The following is a 24,142-nucleotide window of genomic DNA, read 5'->3' on the forward strand; positions in this document are numbered from 1 at the left end:
CTCAGTGACCACTGGCTGATACCCTCCTCAGTGACCACGCCGCCCGACGGGGTGACGTGATAGGCAATGGTCTCATAGCCCGGAAACGCCTGATGCTGGTCCGGCGCGTCACACAGCACCAGCGTGTGTTTGTCCGCCTCGTGGCGGAAGAAGTAGTAAATCCCCTCCAGCTCCATCAGGCGGCTGATAAAGTCCAGGCTGCTCTCCTGATACTGCACGCAGTACTCCCACACCCGGTAGCTGCCCGCCAGGCGCGTTTCCACATTGACCCCGTACTCCTTCAGCAGCGTCTGCACAATCTGCGGCACCGTCTGGCTCTGGAAGATGCGCAGGTTGCGGTCGCGCTTCATCGGCCACAGGTCCGGCTCGACCGTCAGCTCATAGACCGCGTAGCGGGTGCCGCTCAGCTCCTGGCTGCGCACCGCCACCCGGGTGATTTTGCCGTTAAGGTAGCGCGGGCTCAGCGCGTTCATAAGGCCATCGGTCGGCAGCGTAAACGTCACCGGCTTCCCCAGCAGGGCGTGGCGGTCGATGCGCGCGTCGGTGGCCAGCAGTTCAGCGGTGAGCACAAACGGACGGGACAGCGTCTCGGTCCCCTTAAGCGTATGGAACAGCAGGCCGTCCGCCGGCAGCTGTGCAGTAATGCGTGAGAACATAAGTAATCCCTGACTATTAACTGTGTGGATCGAGCAACCAGACACCTTCTTCACTGATGTTCAGCGTTTGTTCGCGGGTGCCACTCTGGCCGCTGATGGCAAAGGTGTAGTTGCCCGGCGCCAGCTGCAGCGTGGCGAAGCCATTCACCGCCGGCACCAGCGCCTGCGGCTGACCGTTCACCTGAACGCGTTCACCCTGCTGCAGACGGATATAGACCTGGGCGACCGGAGCGGGCGGTGGTGCCGGTTGTGGATCGGGTTCACGTGCGGCGGTCTGCACCGGCTCAGAAGTCTGAGCCGGTGCGCTGGCAACGGTATCCGGCGGGGCCTCAGCCTGGGTCGGTGGCGCGGCAACCGGCTGGTTAACCGGCGCGACGGTGACGGCAGGCGCGTCGTTCTGCGTGGTCTCAGCCGGCGATGTCTGTTCGTTACCGCGTGACATCAGCAGACCGGCGCCCAGGCCGACCAGCACGCCAGCGGCAACCAGGCCCGGCAGTGCAAAGCGGTGTCCCAGCAGCGTTTTCAGCGGCGAGGCGGGTTTGATCACCTCCTCTTCTTCTTCAATCGGCACCAGCATGGTGCCCGGTCCGCTGATTTTTGCGCTGAGCAGCGGTTCCGGTTCACGTTCCGGCAGCGCCATCAGTACAGCAAAATCATCAATGCTCTGCGGACGATCTTCCGGTTTCAGCGCCAGCGCGCGATCGACGGCGCTCAGCAGCGCAGACGAGTAGCCTGCCAGACGACGCTGCACCAGCGGCTGATAGTTATCTTCGATGCTGCGCACCACGCTGACCGGCGGTGGCGCACCGGTGATCAGGGTATGCAGCACCGCGCCCAGCGCGTAAATATCGGTCCACGCGCCCTGCTCACTCTCATCGTTGTCGCTGTACTGCTCAATCGGCGCATAGCCGGGACGCAGCATCGTCTCGCTCTCATCCGACAGATTGCCGATGGTTTTACGCGCCGACCCGAAGTCCAGCAGGATCGGCTCCCCGCTGCTCTGGATCTGGACGTTATCCAGCGAGATATCGCGATGCAGATAACCCGCTTCATGGATGGTTTTGATCGCCCCCAGCAGCGGTGGCAACATGCGACGGATCCAGGCCTCATTTACCGACTGCGGATTTCGTTCGCTGAAGTTCGAGAGTGTGGTGCCGCTGTAGAACACCGTGCCCATATAGGCGGTATCGTTCTGCACCCAGAAACGCAGCACGTGCAGCAGGTTCGGATGATTAAAGCGCGCCAGCAGACGCGCCTCCTGAATAAAGCTGTTTAGTCCGGCGTGAAAGGTTTTGCTGAACCGTTCGCTGCGCAGCACCAGATTCAGGTCATCGCTGCGCACTGCCAGTGAGGCGGGCATAAACTCTTTGATCGCGATATCACGCTCAAGCTGGTGATCCCAGGCGCGATAGACGATGCCAAAGCCGCCACCGCCGATGACCTCTTTGATTTCAAACTCATTGAAGCGGTAACCCAGCGGCAGGGCGTTGGGGACATTCAGGGGTTGATCATGTTCCGACATATTCAATTACTCTCTGATAGCCAGGCTTTAAACCGCGAACTGGCAGACAAATTCACCCTGCTCACAACGCACATCGACGCGGCGATAGCGTTCATCACGGGCTTGGGCGCTCAGCAGGATCTGGCTCATCTGTGGCAACAGCGTGTTGGTGAGGATGGCATCCACCATGCGACCGCCCGACTCTACCTCGGTGCAGCGCTGCACGATCTGGCTCACCACCGACTCGTCGATCTGCGCTTCAATGCCGTGGTTATCGTCCAGACGACGCACAATGCGCGCCAGCTGCAGCCGCACAATCTCCGCCAGCATCGCGTCGCTGAGCGGGTAATACGGCACCACCAGCAGACGGCCCAACAGCGCAGGCGGGAACACCTCCAGCAGCGGCTTACGCAGCGCGGTGCTCAGAGCATCGGGATCGGGCATCAGTTCAGGATCGGCACACATCGCGCTGATTAACTGCGTGCCGACATTGGAAGTCAGAATGATGATGGTGTTGCGAAAATCGATGTGCCGGCCTTCGCCATCCTCCATCCAGCCTTTATCAAACACCTGGAAGAAGAGTTCATGCACATCCGGATGGGCTTTCTCAATCTCATCCAGCAGCACCACACTGTAGGGGCGACGGCGAACGGCTTCGGTCAGCACGCCGCCTTCGCCGTAGCCGACGTAGCCCGGCGGTGCCCCTTTCAGCGTCGAGACGGTGTGCGCCTCCTGAAACTCACTCATGTTGATGGTGATGATGTTCTGCTCGCCGCCGTACAGCGACTCGGCCAGCGCCAGCGCGGTCTCGGTTTTACCGACACCGGAAGGCCCGCACAGCATAAACACGCCGACCGGCTTGTTGGGATTATCAAGGCGCGCGCGCGAGGTGCGTACCCGTCTGGCGATCAGATCCAGACCGTGACGCTGGCCGATGACCCGCTGGTTCAGGGTATCGGCCAGATTCAGCACCGCGTCGATCTCATTCTTCACCATTCTGCCCAGCGGAATGCCGGTCCAGTCAGAGACCACGGCAGCCACCACGCCTGCATCGACGGCGGCAAACAGCAGCGGCGTGTCGCCCTGCAGCGCAGTAAGCTGCTGCTGCGTCGCATCACGCTGTGCACGCAGCGCCGCATCCTCTTCTGTCACACAGCGGGCGCGCAACGCAATCAGCGTCTCGACCAGTTCGCGCTCCTGCAGCCAGCGCTGTTGCAGCGCATCCCGCTCGGCTTCCAGCGCAGTGCGCTGCGCTGCAATCGCCTGCTGGCGGGTGGCGTCGCCCAGGCCCACCCGGATTTCACGTTCAATGATCTCCGCTTCAATCTCCAGCGCCGCCAGACGGTGAAGACAATCTTCCAGCGCCGCGGGCTGCGCACCCTGGCTGACCGCCACGCGGGCGCAGGCGGTATCCAGCAGCGCCACCGCTTTGTCAGGCAGCTGGCGCGCCGGAATGTAGCGATGCGACAGTTTCACCGCCGCACTGACCGCATCATCCAGCAACAGCACCCGATGATGTTTCTCCAGGGCGCTGACGGTGCTGCGCAGCATCAGAATCGCTTTGGCTTCATCCGGCTCCTGCACCTGCACGGTCTGGAAGCGACGGGTCAGCGCCGGATCTTTCTCAATGTACTTTTTGTATTCCGCCCAGGTGGTCGCGCCGATGGTTCGCAGCTGTCCACGTGCCAGCGCCGGTTTAAGCAGGTTGGCGGCATCACCGGTGCCCTGCTGACCGCCTGCCCCGACCAGGGTGTGGATCTCATCAACAAACAGCACAATCGGCGTCGGGCTGGACTGCACCTCATTGATCAGCGCCTGCAGTCGTGCTTCAAACTCCCCTTTCATGCCGGCACCCGCCTGCAGCATGCCGATGTCCAGCAGCCAGAGCTGCACATCGCGCAGCGGCGCAGGCACATCGCCCGCCGCGATACGCAACGCAAGGCCTTCGACCACCGCGGTTTTCCCGACGCCCGCTTCGCCGGTCAGCAGCGGGTTGTTCTGGCGGCGACGCATCAGGATATCGACCATCTGGCGGATTTCGTCGTCACGTCCGGTTACCGGATCAATGCGGCCTTCACGGGCGCGCGCCGTCAGGTCCTGCGCATATTGTGCCAGCGTACTGCCACTGGCGGCGGGCGGTGCGCCGCCAGCATCCGCCGGTGCGCTCAGCGCCTGCTGCGCTTCCTTGCTGTTGCTGAGCAGCGTGTCGAATTCCGCCAGCAGCGCATCGGCGTTGACGCGGCTGAACTGACCGGAGATGCCTTTCAGCACGCTGGCCAGGTTGAAGGTTTTCAGCATGCCGATCAACAGATGGCCGCCGCGAATGCGGGTCGCGCCATATTTCAGCGAGGCGTAAACCCACGCCCGTTCAACGGCGCTGTCGATATGCTCGGAGAGGTCGGAGACCGCACTGGCACCGCGTGGCAGGCGATCCAGCGCGGCAACGATATCCTGAGTCAGGGCCTTTTCATCCAGTGAAAAATGTGTGATGACCTGCTGTAAGTCGCCATCCTGCTGCTGCATCAGCTGATGCAGCCAGTGCACCAGTTCGACATAGGGATTGCCGCGCAGTTTGCAAAAGGCGGTGGCGCTTTCCAGCGAGGTAAATAACAGCGTATCCAGTTTGCCGAATAGCACGGCACGGCTGATTTCTGACATAGGGGGCTCTCTTCAATGAAAGACGCAGGCTGTGTAACAGGAAAAGCGGCTGGGCTAGCGCGAAGCAGCCTCAACCTCAAACATAAAATCTTCACGATCTTGTGGCTGCGGTGCATGCCCCAGCCAGCTGGTATAGCCGAGTCGGGCAGTGCCACCCAGCGCCACACCCTGCACCTCGTCTGCGGCCAGGATCAGGCTGAGATCCCACTGCATTTCGATGCCGAGGTAGTGACGCACCCAGTCGCGTACTTCACGCGCGCCGGGGGCATCCGGCAGAAAACGGGCATACTGCGCGGCGCTGAGCGGTCCCAGGTGCAGACGAAAACGGTGCTGCACGTCGCGTACCGCCACACCGAGAAAAGCGGAGGCACCCAGCCGGGGCATATGGCGTCCCGCGCCCAGTCGGGCCTGATCGCGGCTGTCCAGCGTCAGCCAGTGCGGCAGGTTCTGCGTCAGCCTGACCGGCACGCCAAAGTAGTGGCGCAGAATGCGCACCAGCCCTTCGGCATCGTGGCCGTGGCGGCTGAGATGGCCCACCAGCATCAGCCGGGCATGGAGGCTGAGCGAGCTGGCCTGCTGCTGGGCCGGTAAACCGATACCCGCCAGGCAGGCGAGATAGTTCAGAAAGCGACTGTCGTCGGGGCGATCCAGCGACACGGTCGGCTGCGCATCGGCCCAGGCACGATAAAAAAGCAGCGTAGCGCGATGGTGAAACAGGTCAGCAAACGCCGACAGGCTGTGATCCTGATGATGCACGATACGTTCATGCACATATTCGGTCAGATGGGTCGGCAACGGGCCGTTGGGGCCAAACAGCCCGAAGCTGTAGATGGAGAGCTCATGACGTCCCGCTTCGTCACGCGGCGTGGCGCTGGCGACGGTGGCGGGCGCAAACGCCAGTGACGGTGTCTGACCGATGCGCACCGATTCGAACTTCGGCAGCGGCGCACGGCCCAGCGGATAGCGCTGACCGCCCTGCGCATCCAGCCGCCGCAGCAGCTGGAACAGATCGTAGCGCCACGGCGCGGCCATCACCCGCTGCCAGAAATCATCCGGCAGACGGGTGAGCCGGGGCAGCGAAATCACCTTTTCGCCACTCATATCAGCGCTTTCCGGCCCATGCGCGGCGGCCAGTAGCCCACTTCTCCGCGCTGCTGGCTGTTCAGGGTGAACTCCGTGAAACTGTTGAGCGCCACAAGGCGGCCACAGACCCGCTCCAGCACGCTGCCGAACAGCCACGGGCTGGCCCCCGAAAACGCCTGCTCATCCACTTCCAGTGTGATGCTGACGCCGCGCGCAAACACCACCGGACCCGGTTCCGGCACGCGGCGGTTGACCGCGCTGAGCGTACAGTGGCGGATGCCGTCAATCTGACGTGCGACCGGCGCCTCCGCCAGGTTGGCGTAGAGGCTCAGCAACTGACGCAGCGCCGCCGCACCTTCTCCGTCGCTGCTGTCCATCAGGCTGAGGTAGTTCATCTGCAGATGGCTGATCAGCCGCCACGCGGAAAGTCCCTCGGCCAGCGCCGGACGCGGAGGCGTCGGGCCTTTGCACAGCTTCAGCTCCGATACCGGAATGGAGTCCGGCATCACGAAGTTGCCCTGATCCTGCTGCAGCATCAGCGGCAGATCGCGGCTGGTACACATCACGTCCGCGGAGAGATAGCGCACCTCGTCGTGCCACGGCGCGTGATGCTCATCCACCAGCGACAGAAAGACTTCTGAGCCGATGTAACCGGTGCGCGTGCCGTAGCGCTGCGCCTGCTCGGACAGCGTACGCTGTTCGCGGCGCAGTGAAAAATAGGCACCGTAATCGCCCTGGTCACCGCTGAAGGTGCTCCAGAACGGACGGAAAACCTGCTCTTCCCGCTTGCCCTCTACCGTAGCGAACAGCCGCTGCACCGAGTGCACCTCATAATCCAGCGGACGGATGTTATCTACCACCAGATGATATTCATGCTGGCTGTCGCTGACCTTCAGGCGCTCGGCGGTTTTCGGAAACAGATTGATGACAGGCGTGCAGTGCAGCGCCAGATGGCTCTGATCGACCACGCTTTCCAGCGCGCTGTCCGCTTTATCGAGCAGAATGATGATGTCGAACGCCATGGCGTTGTCGCAGCGGCGCAGAAACGGGGCCAACTGGCTCAGACTGATAAACTGGAAGCGCGCCGGAAAGGCGAAATACTCCTGCAACAGACGATAGCCGTCGAAGTTGCGCAGATCGTCCGGCAGCAGCGCCTGCTCCGGCGCAAAGCCCTGCTGCTGTAACGCGTCGTCTGTCAGCACCTGACGCTGTGGCCGCTTCTCAACCGACTGCAGCACGATGCCCACCCGGTGCTGCATCAGCAGCTCCAGCAGTTTCAGTGCCTGGATATCCGGGCCGCTGAGAAACAGCATCAGATCGTCCACGCTGAGCTGACTGAGCGAGGAGATCCCTTCGCAGCTGATGCGGATACGCAGCGCACTGACCGCGCCCAGACCGCCGAGTTTCAGCTCGCCAGAGGGCAGATCGCCGGGCACGCCGCCGAGACTGGCTTCACTGATGCGCAGCGGATGCAGTACCACATCGTGCGCGGTGGTGTAGCTGCAGGTCACGCCGGTTTTTTTCAGGTTCTGGCTCTCCATCATGGTGCCGCGCGGCACGCGAAAGCCCTGCGTGATGTCGCCTTTGCGGCTGTCCGGCGTCAGCTGAGCGATCGCCATTGACGGCGTTGGCGAGAGATAGGATGGCGCAATCATCTCCAGCAGACGCTGCGAGAAACGCGGAAACTCCGCATCCATCTTCAGCTGCACGCGCGACGTCAGGAAGGCAAAACCTTCCATCAGCCGCTCGACATAGGGGTCCGCCACGTCAATGCCGCGCATGCCAAGACGTCCTGCCACTTTAGGGTAGCGCGCAGCGAACTCGGCCCCCATCTCACGCAGGTAGGCCAGTTCACGGTTGTAATAGTCGAGCAGATTGCTGTCCATGATTACCCTGCATCCTGTAGTTCGAAATGGCCGCTCTCCAGATCAACCTGAGTGCGGAACAGAAACGCCAGCGGATAAGGCACGCACCAGAGCCGCCCTTTGATCTCAATCGACAGCACGTTGTGCAGGCTGAGCGAGCCGAGATCGCTGACGCAGCGCACCTGTAAACCCTGCGGCAGGATGCGCGGCTCGAAGTGCAGAATGGCGTTGGTCATTTTGCGCTGCATATCCTGCCATTCGATATCGGAGACGTTCTGCCCGGCCAGCGGTGCCACACCGAAGTTCCAGACAGAGCGCTGCACCTGGTCAAAGCCGCTGAGATCCTGCTGCGCTTCATTGTTGATGGTGTTGAACAGCCACTGCAGATCGCGCAGTACGTGGCGGCGCAGCGTACTGTGAGTGATCAGCATGCTGTTGTCCGCTTCCTGCTGTTTATCCGGCGCGTTGTCGGTCAGGCGATCCAGCAGCGAGGATTGCAGCTTGTCGCGGGCGGTTAACGCATCGCGCTTTTTGCGCGCGCGAAAGCCGCCATGCAGCTGGGCATAGCCGTCATTGTGCGCGCCTGAATCATGGCTCATCGGCGGACTCAACGCTGTCAAACGCGACCTGCTGCAGGCTCAGCAGCGAAAATTCCGCGCTGTCGCTGAGCCACATTTTTTGCCCCTGACCGATGAACTGGTCCGGATCGTCGCCCAGTGGCTGCCATTCGGTGACGCTGGCGCGCAGAAAACGTTCGTCAGATGCCGCCAGCAACGGATAGCGCGCCGGGATCTGGCACACCTGCTCGCTGCCATCAACCAGCTGCACACGCGTGTGACGCCACACCAGATCGGTGACGCTGGCAGGTGCCTGAAACTGCATCTCACGAATGGCGGCAAACGGGATCCAGTAATAACGGCCCTGACTGATAACTTCACACACTGGCCCGAAACGGCTGTCGCCATCCATCAGCCAGTTGAATGCGGTGGCCTGATCCTGCTGCGTCGCGGTGCCGGGATTGGCCGCCGCGAGCTCAAGCGCTTCAGCCCGCAGCGTGCTGCCGCGCGCGACATCACCCGCCGTTTCGGCCTGCAAGGCGGCCAGCAGCGTGTCGCACCAGTGCCAGGCGCTGCCCGGCAGCACCGGGTCGGCCTCGCCACGCAGCACCGCGTCACGCTGTAATTCACCGGCGATCGCCTGTTGCAGCAGATTAACTGTCGGTTGCGCCTGCGGGCTTAACGCCAGCCAGGATTGCAGCTGCGTCTGCGCGCGCGCCCAGTTGCCGGAAAGACAGAGCAGCTGCACAAAGGCGGCCCGCAGGTCAGCATTCGCCGGATTTGCCTGAATCTGGCGGGTCACGTCAGCGAGCATCTCGCCGAGGGTGGCGCTGGCCAGACGGTGTTGTAAGGATTCCATGCAAACTCCTTTTGCGTCAGTTAAGGGTGCGGTAGACCGCAGCGGCGGGATCTTTCAGTTCAGGATGGAGTTTTTCCACCAGCTGCACGCTCAGCGCGGCATCGCCGCTGATCCACGGCGACCAGACTTTACGCACTTCCTGCAGACGTGCCTGCAGTGCACTCTGGTCGGCCGCTTCGCTGGCGGGCATCTGCACCACCACCTGACGCGTTGCCTGCCAGCCGTTAAAGCGGTTGCTGAACGGCAGAATCAGCCAGCTATCCGGGGATTTTTCATTGCTCAGCACCATGCGTTCACTGTTGACCGTGGTGATGTGCAGTTCGGCTGTGGGCGACTGATTGCTCAGCCCCATCACCGGAAAACCCTGCAGGAAGGTCACGCCGACTGCCGCAGGTGTGCCGTTACCCTGTTGCGTCAGGCGGCTGTGTCCGCTTAGCCAGCCATCCGAACCACAGATCAGCCCCTGCTTTGCCGGAACAAACAGCGCACTGCCCTGTGCCGGGTGCTGCCACCAGGTGCGGAAATGGCAGCCGTCCAGCAGACTGAATTGCAGCCACGGTGACGTGTCGGCCTGAGCGGCGTTGCGTAGTGCGTCTGCGGGGACCGCTGTAGCCGTCGGCTGGACCGGTTGAGTCGCGGGCGGCGTCACCACGGTTTTCCACTGCTGCGCACGGGCGGCGCTGCCAGTAGCAATTTCATTCCCCTGCGCATCGGTCAGTTGCCAGTGCAACTGTTGCAGCGGTTTACACTGCGACGCCATCAGTCCGGCAACGCGGGGCAGAAAATCTTTCAGCACCGCGGCGTTTTTTTCGCCCAGCGTGACGATGCGCAGGTTAATGGTGCTGTTACACCAGCTCGACAGCTGATTGTTTTTTACGTCATCAATCCAGACATCCAGTTTCTGTGCCGGGGACTGTACGATGCGATAGTTTTCAGCATAAGCGTGCGTGCTGAGCAGCAGCGCAGCCAGACCCAGTAATCCATATTTCATGTTGGCGTTCTCAATCTCGCAGAGGGAAGAACTGCGCCGCTTCAGAGAGCGAGTGCAGCAAGGTGGTATCCTGAGGTGATCCAATCCAGACGGCCAGCGCGCTGAAATTATCCTGCTGCCCCTGATCCGGCTGATCGTTCCTGATGATTTGCTGCATCAGCGTCAGCCACTCTTCCGGCGTATTCACCATGTGCAGCGACTGCTGCATCTGTTCCAGCGTCACGCCGTGCCAGAAACCATCGGTGCAGAGTAAAAAGGCGTCGCCATCTTCAATCCCGACCACCTCGCTGTAGCTGGCGTCGCGCTGCTCATCGCCCATCCCCAGCGCAAAATAGAGCAGATTGCTGTTGATGCCTTCGGTGCGATGTCCGGCATCTTTCATCTGCTGCACCAGGCTGTGGTCGGTGGTCACGAGATAGAGATAGCCGCGACGGAACAGATAGAGGCGGCTGTCGCCTGCATGGGCCCAGCAGGCCAGATGGTAGTCGCGGTCAATGAACAGACTGACCAGCGTAGTGCCCATCCGGCTGTGTTCGCTGCTGGCTTTCTGCTGCTGGCGGATGGCGTGATTCGCCTGATTGACGTAGTTACGAATCGACTGCGCATTGAGATGCGCATCGCCATCAAACGCCTGCAGCAGGCTGCTGCGGGCAATCGATGCCGCGATGTCCCCGCCGGGAAACCCGGCCACACCGTCGCAGACCACAAAGCAGGCCGAGCGCTTACCGATGACATCACCGATCTGATCCTGGTTACTGGCGCGATCGCCCTGATTCGACGTCGAGGCAATAGTGATATTCATGCGTCATCCGTGTGGGTTTGTGAGTCTTTGTACTGATTAACTTCCAGGTCATAGGCGTGCAGGAACGCTTCGCCGAACAGGGTGTGGAAATCGTCTTCGATCTCGCCCGCCGTCTCGCCGTAGCGCTCAACAAAATGCTCCCAGAGCGCCGCTTTACGGCTGCCCGGCAGGCCGATACGTGACACCGATCCCGCCTGACGCGCTTCCTCCTCCAGCTGCTCCGGATTAAAGGATTGCAGCATTGAGGCGATTATGGCGCGGATACCGGCGATCATGCCCAGCTGGTGCGCCTGCAGATCGATCAGCGCATCACGCACAGCCTGACGCGGCGGCATAAAGCCCGGCATCCGGCTGCCAAACATCTGCATTAAGACGGTTTTGCCCGAAGGCAGTAGCTTGAACGGGTTGTTGGCGTCGTCGAGGATCACCGTCATGTCAGCCTTCACACCGCGCTTGAGGATCGAACGCGATGAGAGCAGCGCCACCGTGCCCTGCGAAAACATGCTCAGCATCTGCCCGAATTGCAGCATCTGCTCACGGTCAAATTGCGGCGTCGGCTGCAGGTCGCGCAGACCCATTCCCTCCAGCAACGCATCCAGTAGTTCGCCCTTGAGAGCATCACCGCTGCTTTCGCTGGGTGTCGTCGGGTGCGCAGCGGCGGCATGGTGGCGACCGGAAGCTACGGGATCGATGCGCAACCGCCCTTTCGGCGTCGGGGATGGCGTACGCTGTACCGCCTGCGGCGTGGGCAGCGTAATTCCGCCGTAATCGATCTGTGGATTTACCGCGTCAGACTGGCCGGGCAGTTCCTCGTCAATCAGCGGTGTCTGCTGCTGTGCCTCAGGGTGAGGCTGGCTGTGAGTCTCATGCTGTGATTCGTCGAAGCTGAACAGCGGTGAATGATCCATGTCGGTCAGGCTGGCGGGAGCCTGCTCCGATGGATGTGCGGCCATCGGCTCATTTTTTGCCACCGGTTGAGGTGACACATGCAACGTGGCCGGTTTCGGCGTCGTCAGCTCCGGCTGCGCCAGCGGCACCGCGTTGCCCATCATCAGACCCAGCGGATCATCATGGTTGCGCACATCCGTGCTGCTCTCGCCGTCAAACAGGCTCAGCGGATCAAGTTCAGCGGCAGGCGTTTCAGCCTGCGGTGGCGCCGTGTTTTGCTGAGCAGACAGCGTGCTTGGCGTCCGGTCGTCAAAAATACTCTGCTGCCCGAACAGCGCATCGCCTTCATCAAACAGGCTGCTATTTTTTGGCTGCTGCCCATAATCCAGCGGCGCATCGTTAATCAGCTGAGCCAGCGGATCTTCCGGATTTCGGTCAGGACGAGCGGGCGCAGTCAGCGGATGGGCCTCAGGCATCTCTGGCGCAGCTTTGCGTTTGGAGAGATCGTCCGAAATCGAAAACTCTTTCGCCAGGCTGTCCCAGATTTCGCTGGGAATGGCGGCGGTGGTGCTGGCTTTTTCCGCTGCCGGTTCGCGAGCGGGTGCTACGGGCTGCACCGGCTCAGGACGCGGAACAGCCCTTTCACTCTGCGGCTGCTGCGCACTGTTGAGATCGCTGACCAGCAATTGGTAATCATCGATGCCCAGTATGTCTCCATCCTGCAGCTCAACCTGACGTCCGCGTTCCAGCGGAATATCGTTGAGTAACACGCGCGTCACATTGCCACGGTTGGTCAGGCGACATTCGCCATTTGCCGTGATGTGCACAATCGCCTGCAGGCGGGAGAGTGTGCGATCGTCATCCGGCAGCACCAGATTATTATCCACACCACGACCAATGGTGCCGCCGGGCGGAAAGAAATCACAATGAGTCTGCGGCGGCTGTTGGCCGGGTTTAGTCGTTATTATCGTAAAGCGCATAACGGATTCCTGCGGTTAGCGGTTCGGCATCTATACCGCGCACCTCTCGGGGAAAGGCGCGGGGTATAGAAAGCGGGGGGATTTAATTTTGGGAGTTGTCTCTTTAAATACTCTGCTACTGGATTAATTCAATTATTTAAACAGATAAAAATTATATTTATTTAAGAAAATGAAGCTGCGTTAACGGCTTATCTTTAATTAACATACAGGGTAAACATTAAAATAGTTGCAAAGATGATTGCATTACAGCCACCAGAAGCCACTCTGCTGAAATATCATTTATACAGAATTATTTACCGGCATTGAAAAAACGGGATTACAGCGTAATGCAGAGAGTGAAATTCATAGAGAATATCGTGCCCAGCCTGTAAACCCTGAGCACGACGACATAATCAGTAAGGCAGTTGCTTCAGAATAGCAGTGCGTTCTTTGTCGATGCGGATAACACAGAGGTTGGTGGCAACCGCATTCGCATTGCTGCCTTCTTCAGCGGCAAAAGCTTCCAGCTTGCACTGACCATCACGATACTTCAGCCAGTTACGCTGGGTATCCACCAGCGTGCCGACATAGTCATCAGCCAGTTTTTTCTGTGTGCCGTACATCTGTACAATGCGTTTTTTAGCCGTCTGGTATTCTTTGTTGAGGTCATCTTCCGCCAGCTTCTTCTGCTGAACAGTACACTGAAATAGCGCACCGTCTGAAGGCTGTTTTGCACAGGTATCTTCAGCGAGCGCTGAAGCGCTGATGCCAAGAGACACAGTGATTAAAGCCAATTTATGCAGTCTCTTCATATTTTTCTCAGCAGTCTGTACCATCAATGATAAGGAATTAACTTAAGTTTTTTAATTCTTTGCTCGTTAAGTTCAGAAGTACACATATTAATATTAGCGTTACTTAAATCACTTCCCTTATCTGCAGCATAAGAAGCCAGTTTACAATCATTCTCTCTATACTTCAGCCAGGCTCGTTGAGCTTCAGTCAACGCATCCATATACTGGCTTAACTCTTTGTTGTCACCTTTAAAAAGCGTTTCAACTCTGGTCTTAGCCAGCTTATATTCTTTGTTTAAATCAAGCTCAGTTTCGTTCCTGTTTTTCTGGGTGCAGGTATAAACTTCCTGGTCATTATTTCCGTTTGAACAATCACTGATTGCATAGACGGGGGAAACATAAAAAGTTGTTACACACAGCAACAAAGAAAAATAATTTCTCATTGAAAATCTCACCTGTAATAACACACCTATGCCTGAGAACAAGTGCAGACTCAATATGCCGGGTTTTTTATAAACGATGTTATTTAATCACCCCAAGATCCCGAGCAATAACTTTACTTTTAAAGGTTACAATATAATCCCAGAGGCCGCTGCCCTTCTGGCTTGGATAAAACGAATAATCATACTGGCCGTTAGTAAAGCGATAACCCCGGAAGTCGCAGACGTCAGGACAATTTGAATTTATGGTTTCACCTTTAAGAAATATCGATGAATTGTCTTTTACTCTGGTTGACTTAAGCGAAACATCATCACAGGTGACGTTACCTTCATCACAACCATATTCAATATCCGCTTTGAATATTTTTCCTTCAAAGTGTGAAACTGACTTCGCCAAAACAAATGAAGGTGAAACTAAAAGCACTATCATAATCAAATGACTTACTTTCTTCATCATGTGGCAAGTTCCGTATAAGAGTAATTTACATTATACTGATCAACTTCAGGTTTAATTATCGGCTTCATTTAACTAAACATATTCTCTTTTGAAAATTCGCTGCTGATGTTTAGCGCTGCATCAACTTTTAATTCCCCTAAAAATAAACGCTATTTCTTATACTTATTGTAGAGCGCCTCGGCATCCTGACTTTGGGAAAGCAACGTGCATTTCATCATATTGAAGTTTCCTGTGACCGAGCCAGTCAGGTTCATCTTCAGATACGCATTGATTAACTTATCACCATCACTGAATGCTTCAACAGGGAGATGACTTACCTCTAACCAGGCTGACGCGCTTTTAAATGCATCATCGGTGAAAGCCTTGTCAGTCGCAGCTTTTCCTGCACAACGGTTCAGAAGCCAGTTGCTGAAAATCTCCGGTTGCTTAAAGGAGTCTGGCGCCGGTGGCGTTATCGCCAGCGCCGCAGGAGATAAAGTCAGAGCAAATAACATCAGGAATTTTTTCATTTCAGTATCCACAAGGAGGCAACATCAGGAACAAAACTACCATTTTCTGCGCCACCCAGGAAGTGACAGGTATCAGAGCAGATATTGCCGTTCCAGAGTGTCACGTGCCCACGGGCATTGCTCCAGCCACTCCCCTGAAACACAATAATCCCCTGTTTACCGTTAAATGAGCCGGGTTTTGGTGAGGTCACAGTCAGGTCTGGCTGACCAAACGCACCGACTAAAAAGTCCATCATATCGTTGACGCGAAACATATAACGCTTTTTGTCTTTACCCGTTACGGTCGCATAACGGCTGTTTGCGGGAACAGGAACACCAGTGTAATTAAGAACATAGCTCATTCTTATTGGGCAGGCATTCTCGAAAATTCCGGCGGTGATATTCGCCTCTACTTTTCCACCCAGTATTTCCCCCACCTTCTCTACTCCAACATTGACTTCAGAGAAGCGATTCCAGGCGGCCGAAAACTGAGGTCTCAAATGTGCCATAGCAGAACTCCTTTTAAAGCCTCCCCCGAAGGGGAGGCGGCTATAAAACATTACGCTTCTTTGTTGCCTTTGATGTCCCAGCCGGCGCTGCTCTCTGCGCCTTTGCCGCCGGAAGAACTCTGCTCCCAGTACTGCTGCTTCACTTTAGAAGCCTGGAAGGAGTAGGTCATTCCCAGGGTGTCGCCGTTGTCGGAGCCATTGTAATTCACAGCGGTCACCAGAACGTCTTCCAGGGTAATGCGTGCATACTCAACCTGAGAGCCACCCGCTTTACAGATTGAGAGTTCAACTTTAGCGAGGTGTTTACCGCTTGCGCAGTTCTTCAGCAACGCCGTGGTGGATTTGTCGATCAGTGCATTGACGTGCAGGTCGTTGAAGTTAACCTTACCGGCGCCGCCGCCGCCGCCAACAGACATATTACCCGGCTGAGAAGCACCCCATGAGAAAGAGGTGATATCAGTCCAGCCAGAGTGGTTAGAGTCTTTAGACTCGCCGGTGACTCCGTCAACCTTCATAAACATATCAATAGCCATTATCTTTCACTCTTTATTGGTTGAGATTATTGCTTTCAAAAAAAGCAAGGATATGGCAAAAAGAAAAGCATGGGGCTGAATAAAACAGTCCATATTTTACCTTTGCCTTGCTTCTGAAATATCGTCATAAACCATATTTCAGATATTGCGTTGCCGGGCACCGGGCCGGGCAATTTATCTATCAAACTCTCATGACGAAAATCGGGACTTTGATCAGGGGTTAAGAAGACAGAGAAGAAGAGAAACACTCAATAAATTTCTCTTATTTTTTCAGCCGCCCAGTAAAAACCGAACGATGCAGTAACTGAAATAGTAATCACAAAGCCGTTAATTATTTTCCCCATCATCGTGACATTCCAGTCACAGAAGAAAAGGTAATAACCTGCACAGGTGATTAAAATAAGAGAAGAAATAAAAACCAGCAGATAATGCAGCAAGTGCAAAGCTGATTTTTTAAGCACCCTGTCATCCTCCCTGACATTTATCTCAGCAACCTTTCTGCCAGTCATCAGGCGCAAAAACCTTTGCTCCTGTTAACTCTGTGACTCAGCGGATACGTGATGCCAGGTCATTCCCGGCATCACGCCTCCCTTTCAGCCCTTACGCATTGTCATTTTTCAGCGACGGCAGCTTAGAGACCAGACGCAGAGAAACCGTCAGACCTTCCAGCTGGTAGTGCGGACGCAGGAAGAATTTCGCGGAGTAATAGCCAGGATTATCCTCCTGCTCTTCCACATTCACCTCGGCAGCCGCCAGCGGCTTGCGTGACTTGGTCTCCTGCGAGGAGTTAGCCGGATCGCCATCGACATAGTTCATCACCCAGTCGTTCAGCCAGCGTTCCATTTCATCACGCTCCCGGAAAGAGCCGATCTTGTCCCGCACGATGCACTTCAGGTAGTGCGCAAAACGGCAGCAGGCGAACAGGTAAGGAAGACGCGCGGCCAGACGGGCATTGGCGGTAGCATCAGCGTCGTGATACTCCATCGGCTTCTGCAGTGACTGCGCACCAATAAAGGCAGCGAAGTCAGAGTTTTTGCGATGTACCAGCGGCATAAAACCATTTTTCGCCAGTTCGGCTTCACGACGATCGCTGATGGCGATTTCGGTCGGGCACTTCATATCCACGCCGCCGTCGTCGCTCGGGAAGGTGTGGCACGGCAGATTTTCCACTGCCCCACCCGACTCCACGCCGCGTATTGCGGTGCACCAGCCATACTCTTTGAAGGAGCGGTTGATGTTGGCGGCCATCGCGTAAGCCGCATTGCTCCACGTATAGTTGCCATGATCGGAACCATCGGTCTGCTCTTCAAAGTCAAAGCTGTCGACCGGGTTGGTACGGATGCCGTAAGGCAGACGCGCCAGGAAGCGCGGCATCACCAGACCCAGATAGCGTGCATCTTCCGACTCACGCAAGCTGCGCCAGGCAGCATATTCAGTGTTCTGGAAGATTTTGGTCAGATCGCGCGGATTCGCCAGCTCCTGCCAGGACTCCATCTGCATCACTTCGGGCGCGGTGCCGGTGATAAACGGACAGTGCGCGGCTGAGCCGATACGCGCCATCTCACCCAGCAGCTCAACATCCTGCGGGCTGTGGTCGAAGTAGTAGTCGCCGACCAGGCAGCCAAATGGCTCGCCGCCGAACTGACCATACTCCTGCTCATAAATCTTCTTGAACAGCGGGCTCTGATCCCAGCCGGCACCCTTGTAACGCTTCAGAGTACGACCCAGCTCCTGCTTGGAGATGCTCATAAAGCGGATTTTGAGCATCTCGTCAGTTTCAGTGTTGTTCACCAGATAGCTCAGGCCGCGCCAGGCGCTCTCCAGCGACTGAAACTCCGGATGGTGAATAATCTGGTTCACCTGCTGCGACAGCTTTTCGTCGATCTCCGCGATCAGCGCCTGAATGGTGCGATAGGCATCGCTGGAGACGGTAACGGTGTTCTCCAGCGCCTGCTGCGCCAGGGTTTTCACCGCGCTTTCGACCGCAGCACGTGCCTGATCGCTTTTTGGCCGGAACTCTTTATTCAGCAGCGCGCTGAACTCATCCTGACTGAAACTGGCTGCGCCCTGCGACTGCGGTTGTTGTGAAGTCTGCGTCATGCCTGCGGCTCCTTACCTTCAGTGGCCTCATCCTGCTTTGGCAGATGGGTCAGGGCCTGCAGCAGCGTAGGATCCTGCAGCACCTTACCAATCAGCTCTTCCGCGCCGTTTTTGCCATCCATATAGGTCAGCAGGTTCGCCAGCTGGGTTCGCGCTTCCAGCAGCTTGCTCAGCGACTCAACGTTGCGGGCCACCGCGTCCGGCGAAAAGTCATCCATGCTGTCAAAGGTCAGATCGATGTTCAGCTTGCCTTCGCCATTCAGGGTATTGTCTACCTGGAACGCGGCGCGCGGCTTCAGTGCTTTCATGCGCTCATCGAAGTTGTCGATGTCGATTTCCATGAATTTACGGTCATCAATGCCTGGCTGTGGCTCCAGCGGTTTACCCACCAGATCCGCCAGCACGCCCATTACAAACGGGAGCTGGATTTTGCGTTCCGCGCCATAAATTTCCACGTCATATTCAATCTGAACGCGAGGCGCGCGATTGCGGGCAATGAACTTCTGCCCACTGGATTTGCTTGTTGCCATGGTTTTCTCCATACATGATGCGCGGATAAAGTGTCACAGCAGGCGCGCAGGTCCCGCTGAGTGTGTGTGCGTCACGCCTGCTTAATCGCGACGTCCGAAAATGGTTTCCAGCTGATGTACGCCGTCAGGTGCCAGTTCGCGGATGATCTCCAGAAAGTCGCGCTCGATTAAGCGCTGTACACGGTCGATCATCAGCGGGGCCGGATGACTCGGCTCATGCTGGGTGAAGTAGAGCTTCACTTTCTCCAGCATCAGCTGCGCGTCGGCGCGGGAACTGATCTGCACGGTGCGCCAGTCAGCGGCAGCGCGCGGGCTGGCCGGTGCAGGCGATGCCGTGGTTTCTGCGGGCTGTTCCACGGCGGCTGTGGGGATCAGCGCATTCAGATCGGTGGCCTGGCAACGTTCAGCGATCAACGCAATCTGTCTGCGCAGTTGTGTGAGTTCCGGCACCGCGGCTTCGCCCAGTCGTTCGGTCACGGTTTCGCAGATGGTCTGCAGCCGCTCATGAATCTGCAGCACCGCCTCAATACCCGGCTGGTCGCCGCGCGCCAGTTCGTCGATCAGACGCGGCAGGCCGCCAGGATAGTCCGCGACTTCGGTTTTACTGCCGTCGCACAGGGCGGCCGCATCGCGCAGCGTGATGCCGTCAGAGGGATAGCGCAGCAGCCAGCACTGACGCACCGCGCCGCTCAGATCAGTTTTGTCACCCAGCAACGCCAGCGCATTAATGCGGTAGAAGGGATCCTGCTCGCCGAACTCCTCCAGCCGGGGCCACAGCGGCTCCCAGTAGAGCAACAACGCCTGTTCAATCAGCTTCAGGCCCTGGGCATAGCCCGGCAGCCCTTTCAGTTCGGTCCAGGCGTGGGTCAGCGCCAGCATTACCCGCAAATCTTTGCTGCGCGCCAGCAGCGCTATCGCCAGCTTCTCAACTCTGTTCCAGTCGGCCGGTTCTGCCGGAATGATGGTATTGCCAAACTGCTGCTCCGCTTTACCGGCGCTGGCCTGCTCCATCGCCTGAAAATCAGCGTGGTACTCCAGGTTATCGCCGCCGGGATTGTCCTCGCTCACCGGAGCCAGCAGAGCCTCTGTATTCATCGTCATGCGTGTCGCCTCAGGATTCAAACATCGGGGGATAAAGTCCGTTTCGTCCCGGCTTTGCCCCACCGGCCGGATCAAACAGCAATGAAAAGAGCTGGGCGGTAAAATTACCGCTGTGGACCTGGGTATAAAGCGGGAAACCGTCGCTTTGATTGGTCCACCAGAAACTGGTGTAGAACTGCGGGTCGAAGTTCTCGCCCGGCAGTGTCCAGTTCAGTGTCGAAGGGGTATCGCCATGCCCGATGACGTTGAGAATGTCTGACGTCTCGTCCGACTCCTGCGGCGGCTGCGGCTGAGGAATGCTGATCAGCGCCTGATCCAGCTGCTCCGGTGACCCGCCGCCCTGCACCACCCGCAGCAGCGTATTGCCCACCTGCTGATACCACTCGCCGGAGCGCGCCAGCAGAGCTGGCGACCACTCGGCGGGCGTGAAGTGGCGCAGTGCGCAGAGCGGGTAGTTACGGCCCACGCTGTCACGCGCGGCAATCAGGCAGCCCATCTGAATCAGCTGGCTGCCCAGCATCGGCGGCACCACAAAATTCCAGACCGGCGCGTTGAGGAACGGCCGCGACGGGGCGTTATCACTCTCCTGACTGCTCTGCCAGTGATGCAGGCCCACCTGAAACCAGCTGGACCATTGGCGATAGAGCACGTCCGGGAAGCGGCGCTTCACAAAGTCACCCGCGCTGGGCACTTTGCCGTACCAGCAGGGTGCAGCGTAATGAGTCATTGTCGGGTCCTGTTTCAGGGGCAGCTAAAGCCGGGAAGCTGGAACGGGTTACGAATGCTGCCAGGGGTGAACGACAGCGTGACCTGATGACCGTCCACGCTGAAACTCGCTTCGCGGGTCAGGCCGCCTGCCGCTGTCAGCCGGGCGCGGTCAAAGAAGCGATTGAGCGCCCAGGGACCGCTGGTGACCAGCGTGGAGGTGGTGCCGTTGGTCAGACCCAGCTGCATCCGCACCTGGCTGGTGCCGCCGGGGCCGGGCCAGCTGACCATCTGTACCGCCTGCGGTCCGTGGCTGTAGCGTAAGATCTGCCCATCCACATCCAGCGTCAGGTTAAGGATGTCGTTATCCATTTTTACCGTGCGCAGCGTGACGCGGAAGCCGGGCGTGGTCGCACCGTTGGCAAAGAAGGCATCGCGGATTGACTGCGCCTGCTGGAAGGGCCGCAGCAGGGCTTCGCCCCCCGGCAGGGTTTTACCGTCAATGCCCGGCGTAAAGCGCCACGCCGCGTTGGTGGTGTCGACTTTGCTGGCCAGGTTGTCGCGGAAGAAGCTGTCCATCATGCCGCTGCCGGGTGCGAACATCCGCGCCAGATCGTCTGGTGTGACCTCACTGCGCGCAGAGCGAACCAGCGGATAGCGACCCGCGATCGCCTGGCGGCAGAAACTGCCCACTTCCATGGTGATGCGTTTGCGGACGTTATCCATATCGCGGCGCTGTGCGTCGCTGCTGGCACCCACCGCCATGCTGGAAACCATGTTCTGCAATGAACCCGGCAGACGGCCGGCACTGGCCTGCAGACGACTGATGGCATCGCTGGCCGGGGGCGGCATCCCGCTGTTCGCCGCATCCTGCACGGCGGTGAGGTAGCGATAGAGATCGTCAATCTGATGCAGGAAGTCATCCACCGCCAGCACCTTGCTGCCCTGCTGCAGCGGCTGGGCCAGCTCCAGAACCGGCGCAAAGTGAAGCGCGACGGCCTGCTCCGGTGATGCCTGGGTGGCGGCCTTTCCGCGCGCGGCACTGGCCTCGGGCGAGGTAAACAGCGCTTCAAGGGTGCGGGTGGCGCTGTTATCCGACGGCTTTGCTGCCTGCGCGGTTTTCTCATCCGGCTGCGCCCGGTTCAGCGTCAGCAGACCACCGAGGTTGATCACCAGCTGGCGCAGCGGCGAATGGTTGCCCGACAGCAAACGGGCGGTGTTGATGCGTTGAGAGAGATCGGCGCTGCTGTTGAGCTGAATGTCACTGAGAAACTGCTCCCACTGCCGGATATAGTCCTGCACGTAGAGCTGGCGCACCGCAAGATCCGTCTGCTCACTTTTCTGCTGCGCCGCCGCGCCGCCCAGCACCCAGAGATCGTCCTGATACAACGCCTGGGTCACCGGGGCAATCTGCTTATCCACGTGCTGCCAGTAGCCATCCGGCGTATAGAGACCCGCCACACCGTCATTGACCGATTTACCGCTTTTGCGGGAAAACACCAGCTCGCTCTGGGGACCACCCAGCGCCGCCAGCGTCACCGGCTGCAGGCTGTCATCGCGTTGCAGCAGGCGCTTCAGCCGTCCATAGACGCGCTGTGACAGCGGCATCTGATTAATCAGCGCCTGCTCGCGCTTTACCAGCGCTTCATCCTTCGCATACGGCGACGAGTGAATCTGCGTCTCCAGCAACTGTTGCAGGTGCCACGCCAGCTGTTTCACCTGCTGCTGGGTAACGTTCTGCGGCAGTTCGCGTGACAGGTTGAGCATCAGCCACGCCTGCAGGAATTTGCCATCGTAGTGCTTTGGCTGATAGAGCATCTGATACGCCTTCAGCGCTTCGTAGCTGTAGTCAGCATCACTGCCGTTGTCATTACGCAGCCAGCGGGTGATGTTCTGCGCCACCTGCGGCAACAGCAGCTGTTTCAGTGCCTTGTCGTAGAGCGCACGGGTGGCATCGCTGACCTCGGTGCCGCGATAAAGCCCCATGCGGCGCGTCAGCGGCGGTGCTTCCAGTGAGAAGTCGGCGCTCTCCGGCAGGTGCAACAGGGTGTTGAGATAAGGCACCAGCGCAAAGAGATCGCCATTGACCTGCTGCTGAAGCTGATCGCCCAGTTGTTCAACCTGCGGCGCTTTAGCGGCCATCTCCTGCAGATAGGCTTTGTTTTTACTGTAGCTGGTGAGCCACAGCGCCCCGGCCACCAGCAATATCAGCAGCAGCGCCAGATAACCCGACCAGAGCCCGGCGCGGTTGCGCAGCTCCCACCAGCGGTTGCTGCCCGCCAGACCAGACTCCTGGAAAATCACATTTTCCAGCACCCCTTTCAGGAAGAAGCTCTGCCCTTTGTTCTGCGGGATAGGCGACTCTTTATCGACCTTATCCCAGCTTCCTGACTCGCCAGCCTGCTGCCCCGGCAGATTCAGTGCGCGGTTCAGCTCGCCCATCACCCGGTCAAACGGCAGTCCCTCCTGGGTGCCGCTGGCAAAGTAGATACCGCGCGGCGCGAACTGGGTTTCAAAATCGGAGCGGGCAAACAGCGTATCCAGCGCGTCTGCCAGCAACGGCCGCAGCGCCGCAAACTCCTGCGGGAAGAGATAGCTCTCTGCCCGCGCCTGCGCGTCGCTTTCCGTCAGCAGCCGATCGGCCAGCCCGGCATCCAGACGCTGTTGCAGCAGGGAATACTCCTGCTGGAACTGGTTGTTAAGTTCGAAATCGGCGGCGGACGCTTTCGCCCAGGGAAAGGTGAATCCCCAGATTTGTTCACGCTGCGCTTTATCCAGCGAGGCAAAGTAGCTGCGGAAGCCTTTGAGCAGATCCGCTTTGGTGACCAGCACATAGACCGGGAAACGGATGCCAAGGCGATCGTGCAACTCCATCAGCCGCTGACGCAGTGCCAACGCCTGATTACGCAGCGCCTCGGGCGACTGCGACAGCAGGTCGGAAACGCTCAGCGTGACGATGACGCCGTTGATCGGCTGACGTCCGCGATATTTACGCAGCAGGTCGAGAAAATGATGCCATTCGCTGGCATCACGCTCCTGCTGACTCTCCTGGGTACTGTAGCGCCCGGCGGTATCGAGCAGCACCGCGTCATTGGTGAACCACCAGTCGCAGTTGCGGGTGCCGCCAATGCCGCGTAGCGCCGACTTGCCGAATTTATCTGCCAGCGGAAACTGCAGGCCCGAGTTGACCAGCGCGGTAGTTTTACCGGCACCGGGCGCGCCAATGATCATGTACCACGGCAGCTGATAGAGATACTGACGGCCAAAGCGCTGTGCCCAGAACGGCGTGCCCTTGCTGCTGTGGCGCTGGAAGTGCGCCTTTTTCAGCATGTCAGTGGCTTCGGAGAAACGCCCTGCCAGCACCTGCTCTTCACTGGTCAGGCGCTGACGATCGGCTTCCGGCGCATCGCTTTTGCCGGTTTCAAGGCTCGACATCAGCTTGCGATTGAGCCAGATGTTATAGAGCCGCGGAATCGCCTGGCCTAAGCCCCATACCAGATAGAGCAGCGCGATACTGATAATGCGGTTCTGCTCCGGCTCAAGCGGGCGCGAATCGACGATTGAGAACACCGGGCCAATTACCCAGATGATAAAAGAGAGCGCGGTAATGCCGACAAAGCCCCACGCGAGGCGGCTGGTCAGCACCGCAAACAGAATATTCAGCATGGA

Annotated in this window: 22 protein-coding genes; all 22 read right to left on the reverse strand. The window is 58.4% G+C overall.

Features of this window, described 5'->3' with window-relative positions; all coding sequences use genetic code 11:
• A partial coding sequence (locus tag OK409_RS06665; RefSeq protein ID WP_264366907.1) for a type VI secretion system Vgr family protein occupies positions 1-656 on the reverse strand: 656 nt, incomplete at its 3' end.
• Between the two features lie 16 nt (positions 657-672).
• Positions 673-2,178 carry a serine/threonine protein kinase gene (locus OK409_RS06670; RefSeq protein ID WP_264366908.1) on the reverse strand — a complete coding sequence of 502 codons (1,506 nt, stop codon included), beginning with the start codon at positions 2,176-2,178 and terminating at the stop codon, positions 673-675.
• Between the two features lie 27 nt (positions 2,179-2,205).
• Positions 2,206-4,815, reverse strand: a complete 2,610-nt coding sequence (gene tssH, locus OK409_RS06675; RefSeq protein ID WP_264366909.1) for a type VI secretion system ATPase TssH — start codon at positions 4,813-4,815, stop codon at positions 2,206-2,208.
• 54 nt (positions 4,816-4,869) lie between these two features.
• Positions 4,870-5,916, reverse strand: a complete 1,047-nt coding sequence (tssG, locus tag OK409_RS06680; RefSeq protein WP_064691207.1) for a type VI secretion system baseplate subunit TssG — start codon at positions 5,914-5,916, stop codon at positions 4,870-4,872.
• A complete protein-coding gene (tssF, locus tag OK409_RS06685) occupies positions 5,913-7,784 on the reverse strand; it encodes a type VI secretion system baseplate subunit TssF (protein ID WP_264366910.1) in 1,872 nt (623 codons plus the stop codon). Before tssF ends, tssG begins: the two co-directional genes overlap by 4 nt.
• Before the next feature lie 2 nt (positions 7,785-7,786).
• A complete protein-coding gene (gene tssE, locus OK409_RS06690; protein ID WP_010669907.1) occupies positions 7,787-8,362 on the reverse strand; it encodes a type VI secretion system baseplate subunit TssE in 576 nt (191 codons plus the stop codon).
• A complete protein-coding gene (locus OK409_RS06695) occupies positions 8,352-9,179 on the reverse strand; it encodes a type VI secretion system accessory protein TagJ (protein ID WP_264366911.1) in 828 nt (275 codons plus the stop codon). Before OK409_RS06695 ends, tssE begins: the two co-directional genes overlap by 11 nt.
• A 16-nt stretch (positions 9,180-9,195) precedes the next feature.
• Entirely contained in the window at positions 9,196-10,170 is a 975-nt protein-coding gene (locus tag OK409_RS06700) for a hypothetical protein (protein WP_264366912.1), read from the reverse strand.
• Between the two features lie 10 nt (positions 10,171-10,180).
• Positions 10,181-10,972: a PP2C family protein-serine/threonine phosphatase gene (locus tag OK409_RS06705; protein WP_033779365.1), complete on the reverse strand. Its 792-nt coding sequence runs from the start codon at positions 10,970-10,972 to the stop codon at positions 10,181-10,183.
• On the reverse strand, positions 10,969-12,840 hold the full coding sequence (gene tagH, locus OK409_RS06710; protein ID WP_264366913.1) for a type VI secretion system-associated FHA domain protein TagH: 1,872 nt from the start codon (positions 12,838-12,840) through the stop codon (positions 10,969-10,971). Before tagH ends, OK409_RS06705 begins: the two co-directional genes overlap by 4 nt.
• Positions 12,841-13,232: 392 nt before the next feature.
• A complete protein-coding gene (locus OK409_RS06715; RefSeq protein ID WP_259393623.1) occupies positions 13,233-13,613 on the reverse strand; it encodes a lysozyme inhibitor LprI family protein in 381 nt (126 codons plus the stop codon).
• Between the two features lie 41 nt (positions 13,614-13,654).
• Positions 13,655-14,053, reverse strand: coding sequence for a lysozyme inhibitor LprI family protein (locus tag OK409_RS06720; protein ID WP_264366914.1), 399 nt, complete (start codon positions 14,051-14,053; stop codon positions 13,655-13,657).
• Between the two features lie 79 nt (positions 14,054-14,132).
• Positions 14,133-14,507 (reverse strand): hypothetical protein, encoded by a 375-nt coding sequence (locus tag OK409_RS06725; RefSeq protein ID WP_187499947.1) that lies wholly within the window; start codon positions 14,505-14,507, stop codon positions 14,133-14,135.
• A 149-nt stretch (positions 14,508-14,656) separates the two neighbouring features.
• Positions 14,657-15,016, reverse strand: a complete 360-nt coding sequence (locus tag OK409_RS06730; protein WP_031292998.1) for a T6SS amidase immunity protein Tai4 family protein — start codon at positions 15,014-15,016, stop codon at positions 14,657-14,659.
• Complete coding sequence (locus OK409_RS06735) at positions 15,013-15,504, reverse strand: type VI secretion system amidase effector protein Tae4 (RefSeq protein WP_031592957.1); 492 nt, start codon at positions 15,502-15,504, stop codon at positions 15,013-15,015. Before OK409_RS06735 ends, OK409_RS06730 begins: the two co-directional genes overlap by 4 nt.
• Before the next feature lie 50 nt (positions 15,505-15,554).
• Complete coding sequence (locus OK409_RS06740; protein WP_031592956.1) at positions 15,555-16,037, reverse strand: Hcp family type VI secretion system effector; 483 nt, start codon at positions 16,035-16,037, stop codon at positions 15,555-15,557.
• A 248-nt stretch (positions 16,038-16,285) separates the two neighbouring features.
• A complete protein-coding gene (locus OK409_RS06745; protein ID WP_233267943.1) occupies positions 16,286-16,555 on the reverse strand; it encodes a hypothetical protein in 270 nt (89 codons plus the stop codon).
• An 82-nt stretch (positions 16,556-16,637) separates the two neighbouring features.
• Positions 16,638-18,137, reverse strand: a complete 1,500-nt coding sequence (gene tssC, locus OK409_RS06750; RefSeq protein ID WP_010246111.1) for a type VI secretion system contractile sheath large subunit — start codon at positions 18,135-18,137, stop codon at positions 16,638-16,640.
• Positions 18,134-18,667 (reverse strand): type VI secretion system contractile sheath small subunit, encoded by a 534-nt coding sequence (gene tssB / locus OK409_RS06755; RefSeq protein WP_022625819.1) that lies wholly within the window; start codon positions 18,665-18,667, stop codon positions 18,134-18,136. Before tssB ends, tssC begins: the two co-directional genes overlap by 4 nt.
• An 81-nt stretch (positions 18,668-18,748) precedes the next feature.
• Positions 18,749-19,762 carry a type VI secretion system protein TssA gene (tssA, locus tag OK409_RS06760; protein WP_010246117.1) on the reverse strand — a complete coding sequence of 338 codons (1,014 nt, stop codon included), beginning with the start codon at positions 19,760-19,762 and terminating at the stop codon, positions 18,749-18,751.
• A gap of 16 nt (positions 19,763-19,778) precedes the next feature.
• Complete coding sequence (gene tagF, locus OK409_RS06765) at positions 19,779-20,495, reverse strand: type VI secretion system-associated protein TagF (RefSeq protein ID WP_010246121.1); 717 nt, start codon at positions 20,493-20,495, stop codon at positions 19,779-19,781.
• A 14-nt stretch (positions 20,496-20,509) separates the two neighbouring features.
• Positions 20,510-24,139: a type VI secretion system membrane subunit TssM gene (gene tssM, locus OK409_RS06770; protein ID WP_264366915.1), complete on the reverse strand. Its 3,630-nt coding sequence runs from the start codon at positions 24,137-24,139 to the stop codon at positions 20,510-20,512.
• Between the last annotated feature and the right edge of the window lie 3 nt (positions 24,140-24,142).

This window comes from Pantoea sp. RG18, from assembly GCF_025910075.1.
GTDB lineage: Bacteria > Pseudomonadota > Gammaproteobacteria > Enterobacterales > Enterobacteriaceae > Pantoea > Pantoea agglomerans.